The sequence below is a fragment of the Paenibacillus sp. 32352 genome, assembly GCF_002042965.1.
GTDB lineage: Bacteria > Bacillota > Bacilli > Paenibacillales > NBRC-103111 > Paenibacillus_S > Paenibacillus_S vulneris.
Map to the genome: position 1 here is coordinate 39,716 of NZ_MZNT01000001.1, position 14,515 is coordinate 54,230.

Here is a 14,515-nt window from a genome sequence, read left to right on the forward strand (position 1 = left end):
AAATGATCCGAGTAGCAATGCTGAGCTTTTGGCATGTGCATGCCAACGATTATGCCCGCCAGGCGACCGAGCATCCTAATACGGAAATTGTGGCTGTATGGGATGAGATTCCGGAGAGAGGACGCAAGCAGGCGGAGGAACGGGGCGTGCGGTTTTACGGGGATTTGAAGGAGCTGCTCGCTCAAGATGATATTGACGGAGTTATTGTTGATACGCCGACCAATATGCATCACGAGGTTATGGTAGCGGCTGCACAGGCGGGCAAGCATATTTTCACTGAAAAGGTCGTAGCGACCACGCTGAAGGAATGCAATGAAATTTTGGCGGCAGTTCAAGAAGCAGGGGTCAAACTGACGGTGTCATTGCCTCGCTTGAATGCGGATTATACGCTGGAAGTTCAACATATTTTGCGTGAGAGGATGCTGGGGGAGATTACGCTGGTGCGTACCCGCTTATCCCATAATGGTGCCATTCCGTCCGAGCGCGATCCGAACGGCTGGCTGCCTGCTCATTTCTTTAACAAAGAACAATGCGGCGGCGGTGCAATGATCGACCTAGGCTGCCATCCGATGTACTTGGCGCGCCTGTTCTTAGGTCTTCCGGACAGCGTTTCCGCCAACTATGGCTATGTGACGGGTAAAGAGGTAGAGGATAATGCAGTGAGTGTGCTAAGCTATTCGAACGGTGCGTTGGCGGTCGTCGAGGCCGGCTTCGTTAACCGGTTCTCGCCGTTTGTTATCGAGGTCCATGGGACGGAAGGAAGCTTGCTGTATTCCACGCATGATAACAAGCTGCTGGTCCAAAGCTCGAAGCTCGGGGGGCAGAAGGAATGGCAAGTGCGGCAGCAGCTTCCGGCGAACCGTCCGTCCGCTTTCGATCAATGGGTGAGCCATATCGAGAATGGTACGACGGCGGATGAAAATATTCAGCTGGCTCTGGATTTAACAAGACTGATGGAGGCGTCCAATATCTCGGCGGGCACCGGAAAAGCGTGCAAGCTTAGCGATTTGGCGCAGTAATTATGACGGGAAGCATGGCGGAGGCCCTGCTTATCCGTGGATAACTGAGATAGAGGGAGTCAGGGAGGACTGGCACAGTCTGGAGTAACGATTCCCTGCCTATCCCGGGTTCTTATAATCCACCACAGGGCCAATGCCGCCCTAACAGCTGCGGAGGTGACCCATTCATTGGAATGCTCGAACAGGACAACGTCCAAGCCATATGCTTTCGAACTGATGCTCGGCCAGCCGTATGCGTTGGACCGGCTTGATCTTGAGTTTCGCTGGGGCCAATACGGGATCCGTATGCTGCGCTTTCATCATACCAGCTTCCCGGCGGGAAGATCCGTCAGCTTTCATAAGCATTCCGATTATGAATTTCACTATATTCCGCGCGGGAAGGGCAAGGTGATTCTGAGCGAGGTCCCGTATGCGCTGCAGGAAGGCATGCTGTACTTGACTGGGCCGAATGTGCTGCATTATCAGGAGGCCGATGCTGTGGAGGCCATGGATGAGCTGTGCCTGCATATCGATATCGTGAAGCTGGATGAGGAGACCGATGCTGCCGAGGGCAGTGCAAATTCGAGGGATTGGGGCCGGAAATGGGAGATTGCCGAGGCAGAAGCGTGTATTCAGCAGATTCAGTCGCTCCCCGCCAGACCGGCAGCAGACCAGTTTCGGGCGATGGACTGCTTCTTGACCGCGTACAGGGCATGGTATGAGAATCAGCCGGGGCTGTTCACGGTGCTGAAGCAGTCCATCATCCAAATTTTGCTGCGCACGGCGCGTACCTACGCTTCGGTTCCCCAGCCGGATTTGCCTTCCCGCGATATGAAGCATTACCGGTATCAGCTTGCCGTTCAATTCATCAACGACAATTATATGGAGCCTTTAACGCTGGACATTGTGGCTGAGAGGGTGCAGATCAGCTCGAGGCAGCTGCAGCGAATTTTTCGGGAGCATACGGGGTCGACGTTCAGCGAATATATCGAGCAGCTAAGGCTGACCCATATTTGCAGCGAGCTCAGCTTAAGCACGGAGACGATCGATCAGATCGCTTTTCGCAACGGCTTCTCCAGCTCCAACTATTTGCATTATGTGTTCAAAAAGAAATTCGGCATCACTCCCATGCAGTACCGGCAGCAGCATCAGGTTGCGGCCACGTTATCCTGAGATGGAGAGCAAACAATGGAGCCGAAGGTGGAGGCCGTGATCTGTGAAAACCAGGTTGCGGTCTTTTTCATGCTGCTTCTTTATTTGGGTATGAGGCAAATTAGACCATCTCCCCCCAGCTAGCCGTTGCCATGGTATAATAGAAGTCAAAATGGCTTTGGGAGAGATGATATTGAATCCATATGAAGAACAGCCGCAATCCGTCCTTCTGGTCGACGGCATGGCGCTATTGTTTCGCGCCTTCTACGCGACCTCCTACAGCGGCTACATAATGAAAACAAGCGGCGGAATGCCGACGAATGCGGTATTTGGCTTCGTCAAATACTTTTGGGATGCCGTACAGACCTTTAAACCGACTCATGTCATCTGCTGCTGGGATATGGGCGGCAAAACGTTCCGTACGGAGAAATTTTCGGACTACAAGGCGAACCGTGCCGACTGTCCGGAAGAACTGATCCCGCAGTTTGATCTCGTAAAAGACGTCGTTGAGAGCTTCGGCGTACCTAATGTCGGATTGAACGGCTATGAGGCGGACGATTGTATCGGGACATTAGCGCGTACATACAGCATGGAGAACGATGTGTATATTTTGACGGGCGACCATGATATGCTTCAGCTGCTGCAGGAGCGGGTGAAGGTGGTCATCATGAAGAAAGGGCAGGGCAATTATGCCGTCTACAGCCCGGAAACGCTGATGGAGGAGAAGCAGCTGACGCCTGAGCAGTTTATCGACCTGAAGGGCTTGATGGGCGATACCGCCGACAACTATCCCGGCGTGAAAGGGATTGGAGAGAAAACTGCACTCAAGCTGCTGCAGGAGCACGGCTCTGTGGAAGGCATTATCGAGAATTTGCCGCTTCTGCCCAAAGGGGTTCGCGCCAAAATTGAAGCAGAGCTTGAAATGCTGCATCTATCCCGCGATTTGGCGCGTATACGTACGGATGTGCCGGTCATGTGCGAGCTGGCCGCAGCCAGCTGGGAGGTAGACCGCGGCCGGGTTATTGCGAAGTTCGAAGAGCTGGAGTTTAAGGGATTATCCAAATTGCTCGATTGAAATCATCTTACATAATGAACTTATACATGTAGCTGTTTCTTTAAGGCCTCATCTTCCATGGGATATGGAGGATAGAGGCTTTTTTTACAATATAGAATTTATAAATTTCGGGGCTCCCCGCAAAGTACCTGAATCAGCTTCGAAGCCAAGGCCCCACTTTGTGGGGTGAGTCTGTCGAGAAACCTAGTTTTGCGAGAACTTTGCTAAATATGGAGGTGGGGTATGTCTCGGAAGAGTTTACGTCCGCCTTTGAAACCCGTGAAAATACCACTAAATCTGATCCCTTTCACGGGTTTCAACAGTGGCTGGAGGGGCATACCCCACCGTAGTATATTAGTAATAGTTCAAGCCTTATAGGTTTCTCGACAATCTGGCCCCACTTTGTGGGGTTATTTTATATTTCGCCGTTGGGCTTATGAACCATAAACGCGCATAGAGGAGTGCGTGTTGACGCTGGTTTGCGCCTTTTGTTCATATGAATACGACACTATGCCGTGAAACAAGCATAAATGAGCTTGATTTTACACAGGCTCCCGCAGGGAATTTCCAGGTCATTGGCCTTTGTAAATCCGATAATGGACCATTCATACAGCCTTAATAATAAAAACATAAGATATGAGGCTAAGGAACTAGGGAAAATGTATTGACAAAACGTATTTTGGCAATGTAATCTAAAGTTACAAAAACAAGCATAAATAAACACGTAAATGCGCATCGATGCTTGTTTTGTGGGTGTGAAGGGGGAGATCGATTGCTGGCTGCCGAGAGAAAGCGAAAAATCGTGGAATATGTGAGGCAGTATCAGGCGGCTTCGGTTGCGGCGCTGGCGCAGGAGTTCGGCGTACATGAAGCCACAATCCGAAGAGATCTGGCCGAGTTTGAGCAGGAGGGGCTATTGAAGCGAACTCGAGGCGGGGTCGTTGTTGAAGGATTGACCCATAACGAGCCTTCGTTTAATGAAAGATCGAATGCGCAGCTTGAGCAGAAAATGCGCATCGGCAGAATGGCGGCCAGTCTCGTGGAAGACGGTGATCATATCATCATCGATTCCGGCACGACGACACTCCATATTGCCAAAAACCTGGTTCATCACAACCATATCACCGTCGTTACCAACGATATGAATGTAGCTGCGGAGCTAAGGGATGCCCCAGGGGTAAGAGTGACGGTGACGGGCGGGGAATTGTACCCCTCAAGCTACATGCTTAACGGTATGTTCACCGATCGAGTGCTTCGTTCGCTTCATGTATCCAAAGCGTTTCTCGGAACACCTGCCATTCACCCCAAGCATGGCTTAATGCATCCCGAGGCTCAGCTTGTATTGGCAAAGCAAGGGATGATTGCAGCCGCCCAGGAGGTTATCGTCGTAGCCGACGGCACCAAGATAGGGAAAATTTCACTTCACACCGTCGCACCGAACAGCTCCATCCATACTTTGATCACCGGTAACGAAGTGCCGGATTATGACGTGAAACCGTTCCGGGATGCCGGAATCCATGTCATTACGGTATAGCTCCAGGTGAATCTTTCCTGATCGGTATTCCGGTCGGAAATTCATATTATACAGGATTCATGATTATGGAGGTGTTTCGGTAAGTGGCTACAGCAACAGCGAAAGTACATTCGCGAACTCTACGCTTGACTCAGCCCCATACCGTTCAAGAGCTGCTCATCGAACGGGAGGTTAGGGAGGGATTTGTCGTCGTGGAACCGACGATCGCAAGTATCTGCCATGCGGATCTCCGCTATTTCGGCGGATTAAGAAAGCCGGAGGTGTTGGAAAGAAAGTTGCCGATGGCCCTGCTTCACGAGGGAATAGGAACCGTTGTTAGAAGCCATTCGCAGAGGCTCAATGAGGGGCAGAGAGTCGTCATCGTACCCTATGTTCCCGGTTATCTTCTTAGAGGGCTCCTGCCCGAACAATGCTGTCCGGCGTGCAGAGGGGAGATCGAGGACAATTACTGCTCCAATGGCCAATTTCTAGGAAGCGGAACGGACGGCATAGCCCAGAGCAGATTGGTGCTGCCGGAGCCTTGTGTCATTCCTATTCCGGATAACGTCCCGGATGAAATTGCGGTGCTGGCGGAGCTGTGCAGCGTCTCGTACCGGGCGCTTCGAGGAGTCCGGCCTATGCTGGCACAGGCTAAGGTGGCCGTATTCGGCGACGGCCCCGTCGGTTATTTGACTGCAGCGATGCTGCATCATGCTTACGGGCTGCAGAGAGATCGTCTGACCGTTTTTGGAGCCATTCGGGAAAAGCTGGATGAGTTTAGCTTCGCGGACACGAGAATGGTCCAAGGCTATGATTTTGCCGCCGGTGACAAGGTGGATATTGTAGTGGAATGTACAGGAGGACGTTTTAGCGAGAGTGCGATTAATCAGGGGATCGACATCTTGAAGCCGGGAGGCCAGCTTATCGCGATGGGAGTTAGTGAAGATCTGGTTCCGGTTAATACTCGCGATGTGTTGGAGAAAGGCATAACGCTTCACGGGAGCAGCAGAAGCTCCGCCAAGGATTTTCGGGAAGTGCTCCAAGTGATGGAGCGGGAGGATTGCCAAGCAACGTTAAGGCGATTAGTACCGGATGGCTTCACCGCAGTGAGCAAAGCAGATGACCTAGCTGGCGCAATGGAATCTGCTCTGGCTCACCGGGACTGGAAAAAAACCTATCTCGACTTTCACTGGTGACACAGTGAAAGTCGTGTACAAATTGTACTATAGAAGCGAAGGGAAGTAAACGGCTCGAAAGGCAGAGCAGGAAAGCAAACCAAGATTTGAAAGCGCAATCATTAAGGTTTCGTAAAGGGAGTACATATTCATTAAGGGGGGATGAGGTTGGCTGCTTTGGGAGCAAGGATTCGCCATTATCGAGGTTGGAGAGGAGGGAAGCCGCCGGTATGAACAGGAAAAGGCTGTGGGAATCCGTACGTCCCTATGTCATGGTCGCACCGGCCATGCTCGGTATCATCCTGTTTGTCCTCTATCCGGTACTGTATTTGGTTAAATTAAGCTTCTACAAATACAACTTGCTGAATAAGGACAAAAGCAAATTCGTCGGACTCGATAACTTCATCGAGATATTCTCCCGCGAGGATTTTTACAGGGCTTTGCTGACTACCGTCATTTATACGGTTGGCGTCGTTGTGCTGACGATGTCCCTGTCCTTGCTTATCGCCGTATGCCTGAAACGGAAGTCGCGTATGAACGAAATCGTGCAGGCCGGCATTTTCACCCCCCATATTATTTCTATCGTCTCGGTCGCACTTGTGTGGATGTGGCTGATGGAGCCTAATCACGGCGTGCTCAACTTCCTTCTGAAATCGGCCGGACTGCCGTCCCTGCCCTGGCTGCAGAGCTCGAGCACCTCGCTCTTGTCCGTTATTATCGTTTCCGTATGGCAAAATATCGGCTACTACACGCTGATTATCGTCGCTGCGCTTCATGGGGTCAATCCCCAAATCTACGAGGCGGCCGAACTGGATAACGCCAGCAAAGTCCGCGTCTTTTTTAACATTACACTGCCTCTTATTTCACCGCAGCTGTTCTTTATATTGGTCATCATGACCATCGGCTCGTTCAAGGTGTTTGACACCGTAAAAATTATGACCGGAGGCGGACCTAACGGCTCCACGACGACGCTCGTGTATTACATATACGAGTTCAGGTCCAACAGCATCGGCTACGCGTCGGCGACCGGGGTTGTGCTGATGGCAATTATCGCCATTCTGACGTTCATTTACTTCCGGGTGCTGTCCAAAAGAGTTCATTATCAGTAATTCCCCCAGCTTCAACCGAATGCGGCAAGGAGGTGCTTAACAGGTGCTCGCACAGGAAAAAAGTGTAGAAACAGCACAAGCTTACAGTATCCGATCGGCAGCGGTTATCAAGCCGTTCCGAAAATCGCTTGGCTTTTTACTGAAGCTGCTTATGCTGCTGATGTTCATTTTCCCTTTCTTATGGATGATTTCGACTGCATTACAGACGCTGGAGGAGACGCTGACGTTTCCCCCGACCTGGATTCCGTCCGTTCCCCAGTGGATCAACTTTGTCCAGGCGATGAGCGCGGGTCCGTTCGCCACCTACGCGAAGAACTCCATCATCATTACGCTCTCTATTATCATCTTGCAATCGGCGGTGATGATTCCGGCGGCTTATGCGTTTGCCAAATACAAGTTCAAAGGAAATGCGCTGATGTTCGGAATGGTCTTGCTGGCGTTCATGATACCGGGGCAGGTGACCTTCATCCCGGTTTACTTGATGCTGGCGGACGCAGGACTTATCAAGTCGCTGCTGCCTCAGATCATCCCGTTCATGTCCAACGCCTTCGGGATCTTCCTGCTCCGTCAATATTTTATGCAGATTCCCCATGAGCTTATTGAAGCCGCACGGCTGGATAACGCCAGTGAGCTCGGCATTATGCGTTCGATCATGATCCCGATGTCGATGCCGGCCCTTGCGACGATTGCGCTGTTCAGCTTCGTCAGCCACTGGAACGATTATTTCTGGCCTCTGGTAATGACCGATTCGGCATCCGTCCGGCCGCTTACGATGGGGATAGCCATGCTGAGGGAAACGGAAGGGATCAGCAATTGGCATATCATTATGGCCGGCAACGTCGTCCTGGTCGTTCCTATTCTCATCGTGTATATGTTTGCATCCAAGCAGATTGTCAAAGCTTTCGTGCATTCCGGTATCAAATAATAATGTGCAGAGAAGGGGATATTCCAATGAACAAAAGATTTCCAGCCGTGCTACTGGCAGCGGCAATGACGACCGGTCTTCTTGCGGGATGCTCGGATAATAAGACGGAGCAGGCTTCCTCTAATCCTTCGGGAGCTCCGCAAGGCAAAGTAACCGTGCAGTTCTGGCACTCTCTGGGCGGGAAGAACGGCGATTACATCAACGAGATGATCAAACGCTTTAATGAAACCCATGACAAAATCGAAGTGGTAGGCACGTTCCAGGGCTCCTATGACGAGACGGTAACCAAGCTTCAGCAGGCGGTTGCGGCCAAAACAGGACCCGATATCACCATGCTTGAACGCGCTTATGTTCAAATGTTTGCGGATGCGGAAGTATTGGAGGACATGACGCCGTATATGAAGAAGTCGCAGCTGAACGTCGACGATTTCCCTCAAGGGCTTATGGGCCATTCCACTTTTAACAAAAAACTGGTGTCCCTGCCGTTCAACCGCTCCACTCCGATTCTTCATGTCAACAAGACGATGCTGGACGAGAAAGGGCTCGCGATTCCGAAAACCTGGGATGATTTGAAGAAGGTGGCTAATGCGCTGGTCATTAAGGAGAACGGGGAATTCAAGCGTTACGGGTTCAGCATGCCTTACGATACATGGTATCCGATAGCGATGATCTCCCAGGCCAAGGGGAAATTTTACAATGATGCCGGCACCTCTATAGGCTTCACTAACGGAGAAGGGGTCAAGACGTTCAAATTTCTGAAGGATTTGCAAAATACAGGCGCTCTCTATTTTCCTCCAGCCCAGGATTCGGGTAATATCGTCAATCAGATGTTTACAAGCGGAAAAATCGGCATGATGTACCAGTCCACGGGTGTGATCGGCAGCTTGAAGGATAATGTCAAATTTGACTATGTGACGGCATTCCTGCCGATGGATCAAGTGTACGCCACTCCGACCGGCGGAGCCAATCTGGCATTAATGTCCGCTTCCGCCAACAAGGATGCCGCCTGGGAATTCATCAACTGGGCGATGACCGATCCCAAGGGAGGCCTGCAGTTTATTCTGGATTCGGGGTACCTGCCGTTTACGAAAAAAATGGTCGAGTCGCCGCAAATGAAAGCATTGTGGGAAAAGGAGCCTAACCGCAAGGTCGCCTACGATCAGCTGCAGTACGCGGTCGATACGAATAAGCATGTAGCCTGGCCGCAGGATATGCAGGAGTTTTTCAAAGCGATTCAGGCCATTATGTACGACAACAAGGATATCGAGAGCACGCTCGACACGTTCAAGAAGGAAACGGAGCGTCTGCTCAAGAAATAAAAACATACCATGCGGAAAGGAATGGAGAGAACCATGATATCTCGCCTTCAAGATCAACGATCGGTCATTGTAGCAGGACATAGAGGATGGAAATCGGATTACCCGGAAAATACGCTGCTTTCCTTTCAAAGGGCTATTGAGCTGGGGGTCGATATGCTGGAATTCGACCTGCGCTTCTCCAAAGACAAAGCGGTGGTGGTCATTCATGACGCTACTGTGGACCGGACGACCAACGGCAAGGGCAAGGTAAGTGATTATACGTTGGAGGAGCTTAAGCAGCTCGATGCAGGAGGATGGTTCGGCAACCTATTTGAGGGGCTCAAGATTCCGACGTTTGAGGAATTATGCGAGCTGATGCAATCGCACCCGGACATTCTGTTGAACGTAGAGATCAAGCCAAGCCAGGATGCGAAGGAAGTGGCGGATGCAGCCATTGCGATTCTCAAGCGGTACGAGTACCTGCCCCGATGCGTATTCACTTGCTTCGACGCCGAGGTACTGGCCCATATTCATGACCATCACGGGCTCAAGACGCAGGGCTTCCCCGAGGAGCTCATGTCCAATTATGTGCCGGGTGCCGGCGGGACCTTATCCAAGATGTGGGCGGTCGGCATCAGCATGAAGCTGCTCACTCCGCAGCGCGTACAGGAATATGAACAGCAGGGGATTCTTCCCTGGTGCTATTGCCCGGATACGGAGCAGCAGGTGCTGTATGCGCTTGGCACAGGGTCCCTTCTGATGACTGTCAACAACCCGCAGCCCGCCTTGCGAATCCGCCAGCAGCTGGGGCGTTAGGATAGCCAAAGCTGGCGCTGATCAGGTATACTAGATGATGTTAGCAAACGTTACCAAGGACTGAATTAGCGTCTAATAGCAGAGGAGGCACTAACGGATGAGCAATATCGGAGTGTGGGAAAATGCGGAGCCGGGCGTGAAACGCAAAATTTTTGCGCCGGGCCAAACCATTATGATGATGGAAGTCCATTTTGAGGAGAACGCGGAAGGGTATCAGCACAGCCATCCACACGAGCAGCTGTCCTACTGCCTGAAAGGAAAACTGGAATTCACCATAGACGGCGTTGTGCACGTTATTTCGCAAGGAGAGACCATCTTCATTCCTAGCGGAGCCAAGCACGGCTGCCGTGCGCTGGAGCCAAGCGCGCTGCTTGATTCCTTCACCCCGGTGCGCGAGGATCTGGTCAAGCGGTAAAATGCCGGATGGCGCCTATGCAAAAAAAAAAGACCGTCAGACACTGCGTATCAGATAGCAGCTGTTCGACGGTCTTTCTATTCGAGCTGAAGTTTAAATATCGGTGAAGTTGATGGCTCCGACGACTTGGGACAGGAAATGGGTCAGCTCTACAGCTTCCTCTTCCGTAATTTTGTATACGTGCTCCAGGTAGCCTTCTTCCTCCAGATCATCCGGTCCAATAACCGCAGTCCGTCCGGATTGAAGGTCTGTTACAAGCTTTTTGCCGTAAAAACGGTTCGTATTGGTGATGGCCAAATCAAAGCGGCGCATGGACTCTCCGACAAAGCAGACGAAGCGGGTCGTCGTCTCCTCGGTAGAATCATATAAGTAATCCAGTTCTGACATGTAAGCGTCACTCCGTTCTCGCATTTCATCGAATTGTACCCTGTATTATACATGAAGAAACGCCTGGGGGCAAAAGGCAAGCATAATATTTCGCATAAGAACATTTTACGTTTTCAATTCTTCATAAACATGATAGAATTTATAGAATGATAGAACGACAAAAGTCTGTTTACCAGCCAAAACTTACCTAGGAGGTCTCACCAGATATGTCCAAACCGAAAATGAGAAGCGACATGATTAAAAAAGGCTTCGATCGTGCTCCGCACCGCAGCTTGCTGCGTGCAGCCGGTGTTAAGGAAGAAGATTTCGACAAGCCGTTCATCGCGGTTTGTAACTCTTATATCGATATCGTTCCGGGTCACGTTCACCTGCAGGAATTTGGTAAAATCGTTAAAGATGCAATCCGTGAAGCGGGCGGCGTTCCTTTCGAATTTAATACAATCGGCGTAGATGACGGTATTGCCATGGGACACATCGGTATGCGCTACTCGCTGCCAAGCCGTGAGATCATTGCGGATTCCCTTGAAACCGTAGTATCAGCTCACTGGTTTGACGGTATGGTCTGTATTCCTAACTGCGACAAAATTACACCAGGGATGATGATGGGCGCACTGCGCGTGAACATTCCTACAATGTTCGTCAGCGGTGGACCTATGAAAGCCGGCAGAACCAGCGATGGCCGTGCGATCTCCTTGACCTCTGTATTTGAAGGCGTTGGCGCTTACCAAGTCGGTAAAATCGATGAGAAGAGCTTGCTTGAGCTCGAGCAATACGGTTGTCCTACCTGCGGCTCATGTTCCGGTATGTTCACAGCCAACTCGATGAACTGCCTGGCAGAAGGTCTTGGACTTGCGCTTCCAGGTAACGGAACGATTCTTGCGATCTCTCCAGAGCGTAGAGAATTCGTTAAACGTTCTGCTACACAATTGATGGAACTGATCAAGAAAGATATTAAGCCTCGTGATATCGTTACTATGGAAGCTATCGACAATGCTTTTGCATTGGATATGGCTATGGGCGGTTCCACGAATACAGTTCTTCATACATTGGCTTTGGCTCATGAAGCTGGCTTTGAATATCCAATCGAGCGGATCAACGAAATCGCTAACCGTGTTCCACACTTGGCGAAGATTGCTCCGGCTTCTGATTATCATATCGAAGACGTTCACAACGCTGGCGGCGTGAGCGCGATCATTAACGAACTGCTCAAAAAACCAGGCGCGTTGAACGGCGACTGCATCACCGTAACCGGCAAAACGCTTCGCGAAAACGTAGAAGGCTGCGAGATTTTGGACAAGGATGTTATTCATCCGTTGGATAACCCTCATTCCGAGCGCGGCGGTCTGGCTGTATTATTCGGTAACCTGGCTCCAAAAGGCTCCATCATTAAAGTGGGTGCGGTTGATAAATCCGTAGGCGGCTATCATAAAGGTCCTGCTATTTGCTTCGATTCCCAAGAGGATGCGCTTTATGGTATTGCTAATGGCCATGTCAAAGAAGGTCACGTTGTCGTTATCCGTTATGAAGGCCCTAAGGGCGGCCCTGGTATGCCGGAAATGCTGGCTCCTACTTCCCAAATCGTAGGTATGGGCCTTGGTGCGAAGGTTGGTCTTATCACTGACGGACGCTTCTCGGGTGCATCCCGCGGTATCAGTATCGGTCACATCTCTCCGGAAGCGGCTGAAGGCGGACCTATCGCATTCGTAGAAGACGGAGATATCATCGAGCTGGATTTGGAAAATCGTACGATTCAGCTGCAAATTTCCGACGAAGAATTCGAGAAACGCAGAGCGAACTGGAAAGGCTTCGAGCCAAAAGTAACGACAGGCTATCTGGCTCGTTATTCCAAGCTCGTTACCAATGCAAGCACAGGCGGAGTTATGAAGGTTTAATTCATATTATTGGACTAAATCAGATGAAGGCAGAGAGGATATTCTCCTCCCTGCCTTTTTTGGTTGCTCAGAAAGCAAACCTGTCGACTTCTCAGGCTTTTAAGTACTTGCATTCCAAAGCATGGATTCTTACAGACTCGGGAACGTCGGCAATTATTCCTCCTGCAAGCCATGCTCCTCATCGCCGTCAACATAAGCATGGGTAGGATGAGAGCCCGGATAGTCTCTGGATATTCCGGCATGGAGCTCACGGTTCTCATACGTATACGTGTTAGGTGGATGCTGGTCAATGCGCCATGGCGAGCTTTTCTCTGATGTAGCTTCATGCAGGTCGGCTCCATAAGGACCTTCAGGGAACTCTTCGGCCGTTAGATCGTTTCTTTGCGATTCGACGGTCTCGAGATCCGTGTATTTATGCCGGTCCTCTTCGAGGAAGCCGCCTTTTTGTTCTTCGGCTTGACTCATACCCTTTCACTCCTTTAGTGGAAGTTTGCTAATTAGAATGCCCTGCACAACACTTGGGCTATGCGCCATTGATTTGTGCCGCGGTCTATGATATGATGGAAATAATTTCAAAGCGCTGAGGAAGCACCTCTTTTTCCATGTTATTTATGGAGGAAGTGGTGCTTTTTTGCGTTTGGAATAATAGATTTAAGGAGGAATTGTATGAAGCTTTTATTTCTGAACAGTATGGAAAAGCAAGTAGGGGAAGGGCGTGCCCGGAGCGCACAGGTTTCCGTCGGTGAAAGCAAAGGACAATGGTATTCCGGGTGGCAGGAGACGAAGGAGGATGGGAAGCTCATTCAGGAAACATGGTATGAAGGACCCAGCTGGGAGGAATTGCAATTAACCGTTCGCAGACAGCTGCTGGTGAAACAGCAGGAAGGATTCAAACCGATGCTTGGTACCGGATGGTTTGCTGAAGCCCCGACTTTGGGAAGTAAGTCCAGGTACGCGCAACTGCTGCATTACTATAGCGAAGAGCACTCTAACGAGAAGCTCTATGAAGAGCTCAGGCAGTGGAGGCTGAAGCAGGCAAGCAAGGAGGGCAAATCGCCGTTTCTCATCGCAACCAACCGTCTCCTTCGAATGATATGTGCCTTTTTGCCGCAAACGACGGAGGAGCTTGTTCAGCTTCCCGGCTTAGGGCCCAATAAAGCGGCGCTCTACGGGGAGGAGCTGCTTCAGTATACGATGGAATATCCGCGCAGCACGACGTTTCCGCTTCACTGGGTGGAGGAACAGGTTGATTTGCTGGAGTTTCAAAATTGGCAGCAGAGAGAGCAAGAGCGGAAAAGCCAGGCAGAGCAGCACAAACGGGAAATGAAAAGCAGGCTGCTGGAAGCCGTTTCACGCGGAGATAGCCTGGAGATGCTTCAGGATGCAACGAAGCTGCAGCGAAGAGAGCTTGTTATGTGGATCGAGGAGCTGGATCGGGATGGATACGAGCTGGATGCTTATATTGAGACGCTGCTTCAGCCGATTCCGGAGGAGGAGCTGCATTTGGCCTGGTCGGCCTTTGAGCTTCAAGGGGACCGGTACTTAAAGCCTGTGCTTCAAACGCTGTATAAACAGGAAGAGCTCGATAGCAAGCAGATGGATACCATTTATGAATGGCTTCGCCTGCTGCGGATTAAATTCAGAAGGGTTCAGAATGCCAAACCGGCGGCAGGTTAATCGGTATATACACGAATAGGTACCGGGGACTCATTTGCCGGCCATGGGGAAGCTTCAAGAGTATTGCGAATAACCTTTGCTAAAGCTTCCCCGCTGTGGCTGGG

The 14,515-nt window shown here is 50.8% G+C and carries 14 protein-coding genes; 12 read left to right on the forward strand and 2 right to left on the reverse strand.

Translation table 11 applies throughout. The features are described from left to right. Window positions 1–2 precede the first annotated feature (2 nt). From B1728_RS00180 to B1728_RS00225, 10 genes are all read left to right on the forward strand, one after another. Window positions 3–1,019: a Gfo/Idh/MocA family protein gene (locus B1728_RS00180; RefSeq protein ID WP_079908163.1), complete on the forward strand. Its 1,017-nt coding sequence runs from the start codon at window positions 3–5 to the stop codon at window positions 1,017–1,019. Between the two features lie 216 nt (window positions 1,020–1,235). Further along, the gene (locus tag B1728_RS00185; RefSeq protein ID WP_079908933.1) at window positions 1,236–2,171 is read left to right on the forward strand and encodes an AraC family transcriptional regulator; all 936 of its coding nucleotides are present in this window, start codon (window positions 1,236–1,238) and stop codon (window positions 2,169–2,171) included. A gap of 172 nt (window positions 2,172–2,343) precedes the next feature. Beyond that, window positions 2,344–3,225 carry a 5'-3' exonuclease gene (locus B1728_RS00190; RefSeq protein WP_377739795.1) on the forward strand — a complete coding sequence of 294 codons (882 nt, stop codon included), beginning with the start codon at window positions 2,344–2,346 and terminating at the stop codon, window positions 3,223–3,225. A 751-nt stretch (window positions 3,226–3,976) separates the two neighbouring features. Then, window positions 3,977–4,738 carry a DeoR/GlpR family DNA-binding transcription regulator gene (locus tag B1728_RS00195; protein ID WP_079908164.1) on the forward strand — a complete coding sequence of 254 codons (762 nt, stop codon included), beginning with the start codon at window positions 3,977–3,979 and terminating at the stop codon, window positions 4,736–4,738. A gap of 83 nt (window positions 4,739–4,821) precedes the next feature. Then, window positions 4,822–5,913 (forward strand): alcohol dehydrogenase catalytic domain-containing protein, encoded by a 1,092-nt coding sequence (locus B1728_RS00200; protein ID WP_079908165.1) that lies wholly within the window; start codon window positions 4,822–4,824, stop codon window positions 5,911–5,913. 209 nt (window positions 5,914–6,122) lie between these two features. After that, window positions 6,123–7,001: a carbohydrate ABC transporter permease gene (locus B1728_RS00205; protein WP_079908166.1), complete on the forward strand. Its 879-nt coding sequence runs from the start codon at window positions 6,123–6,125 to the stop codon at window positions 6,999–7,001. Between the two features lie 151 nt (window positions 7,002–7,152). Further along, window positions 7,153–7,926, forward strand: a complete 774-nt coding sequence (locus tag B1728_RS00210) for a carbohydrate ABC transporter permease (RefSeq protein WP_079908935.1) — start codon at window positions 7,153–7,155, stop codon at window positions 7,924–7,926. A 26-nt stretch (window positions 7,927–7,952) separates the two neighbouring features. Beyond that, on the forward strand, window positions 7,953–9,245 hold the full coding sequence (locus B1728_RS00215) for an ABC transporter substrate-binding protein (protein ID WP_079908167.1): 1,293 nt from the start codon (window positions 7,953–7,955) through the stop codon (window positions 9,243–9,245). A gap of 33 nt (window positions 9,246–9,278) precedes the next feature. After that, window positions 9,279–10,040 (forward strand): glycerophosphodiester phosphodiesterase family protein, encoded by a 762-nt coding sequence (locus tag B1728_RS00220; RefSeq protein ID WP_079908168.1) that lies wholly within the window; start codon window positions 9,279–9,281, stop codon window positions 10,038–10,040. Window positions 10,041–10,137: 97 nt separating this feature from the next. After that, the gene (locus B1728_RS00225; RefSeq protein WP_079908169.1) at window positions 10,138–10,455 is read left to right on the forward strand and encodes a cupin domain-containing protein; all 318 of its coding nucleotides are present in this window, start codon (window positions 10,138–10,140) and stop codon (window positions 10,453–10,455) included. A 93-nt stretch (window positions 10,456–10,548) separates the two neighbouring features. Here B1728_RS00225 and B1728_RS00230 read toward each other — a convergent pair whose 3' ends face one another. Continuing rightward, the gene (locus B1728_RS00230; protein WP_079908170.1) at window positions 10,549–10,842 is read right to left on the reverse strand and encodes a DUF3055 domain-containing protein; all 294 of its coding nucleotides are present in this window, start codon (window positions 10,840–10,842) and stop codon (window positions 10,549–10,551) included. Between the two features lie 206 nt (window positions 10,843–11,048). Between B1728_RS00230 and ilvD the strand changes: the two genes are divergently transcribed. After that, on the forward strand, window positions 11,049–12,734 hold the full coding sequence (gene ilvD, locus B1728_RS00235) for a dihydroxy-acid dehydratase (RefSeq protein WP_079908171.1): 1,686 nt from the start codon (window positions 11,049–11,051) through the stop codon (window positions 12,732–12,734). 153 nt (window positions 12,735–12,887) lie between these two features. On the opposite strand, the gene B1728_RS00240 is transcribed toward ilvD, so the two are convergent. Further along, window positions 12,888–13,199, reverse strand: coding sequence for a hypothetical protein (locus B1728_RS00240; RefSeq protein WP_079908172.1), 312 nt, complete (start codon window positions 13,197–13,199; stop codon window positions 12,888–12,890). Between the two features lie 201 nt (window positions 13,200–13,400). On the opposite strand from B1728_RS00240, the gene B1728_RS00245 reads away from it, so the two are divergent. Continuing rightward, a complete protein-coding gene (locus B1728_RS00245) occupies window positions 13,401–14,411 on the forward strand; it encodes an HRDC domain-containing protein (protein ID WP_079908173.1) in 1,011 nt (336 codons plus the stop codon). The last annotated feature ends 104 nt before the right edge of the window (window positions 14,412–14,515 follow it).

Coding starts and splice junctions, on each gene's coding strand:
- B1728_RS00245 (WP_079908173.1), top strand. CDS start 13,401: ATGAAGCTTTTATTTCTGAACAGTATGGAAAAGCAAGTAGGGGAAGGG.
- B1728_RS00185 (WP_079908933.1), top strand. CDS start 1,236: ATGCTCGGCCAGCCGTATGCGTTGGACCGGCTTGATCTTGAGTTTCGC.
- B1728_RS00215 (WP_079908167.1), top strand. CDS start 7,953: ATGAACAAAAGATTTCCAGCCGTGCTACTGGCAGCGGCAATGACGACC.
- B1728_RS00210 (WP_079908935.1), top strand. CDS start 7,153: ATGCTGCTGATGTTCATTTTCCCTTTCTTATGGATGATTTCGACTGCA.
- B1728_RS00225 (WP_079908169.1), top strand. CDS start 10,138: ATGAGCAATATCGGAGTGTGGGAAAATGCGGAGCCGGGCGTGAAACGC.
- B1728_RS00180 (WP_079908163.1), top strand. CDS start 3: ATGATCCGAGTAGCAATGCTGAGCTTTTGGCATGTGCATGCCAACGAT.
- B1728_RS00205 (WP_079908166.1), top strand. CDS start 6,123: ATGAACAGGAAAAGGCTGTGGGAATCCGTACGTCCCTATGTCATGGTC.
- B1728_RS00240 (WP_079908172.1), bottom strand. CDS start 13,199: ATGAGTCAAGCCGAAGAACAAAAAGGCGGCTTCCTCGAAGAGGACCGG.
- B1728_RS00230 (WP_079908170.1), bottom strand. CDS start 10,842: ATGTCAGAACTGGATTACTTATATGATTCTACCGAGGAGACGACGACC.
- ilvD (WP_079908171.1), top strand. CDS start 11,049: ATGTCCAAACCGAAAATGAGAAGCGACATGATTAAAAAAGGCTTCGAT.
- B1728_RS00220 (WP_079908168.1), top strand. CDS start 9,279: ATGATATCTCGCCTTCAAGATCAACGATCGGTCATTGTAGCAGGACAT.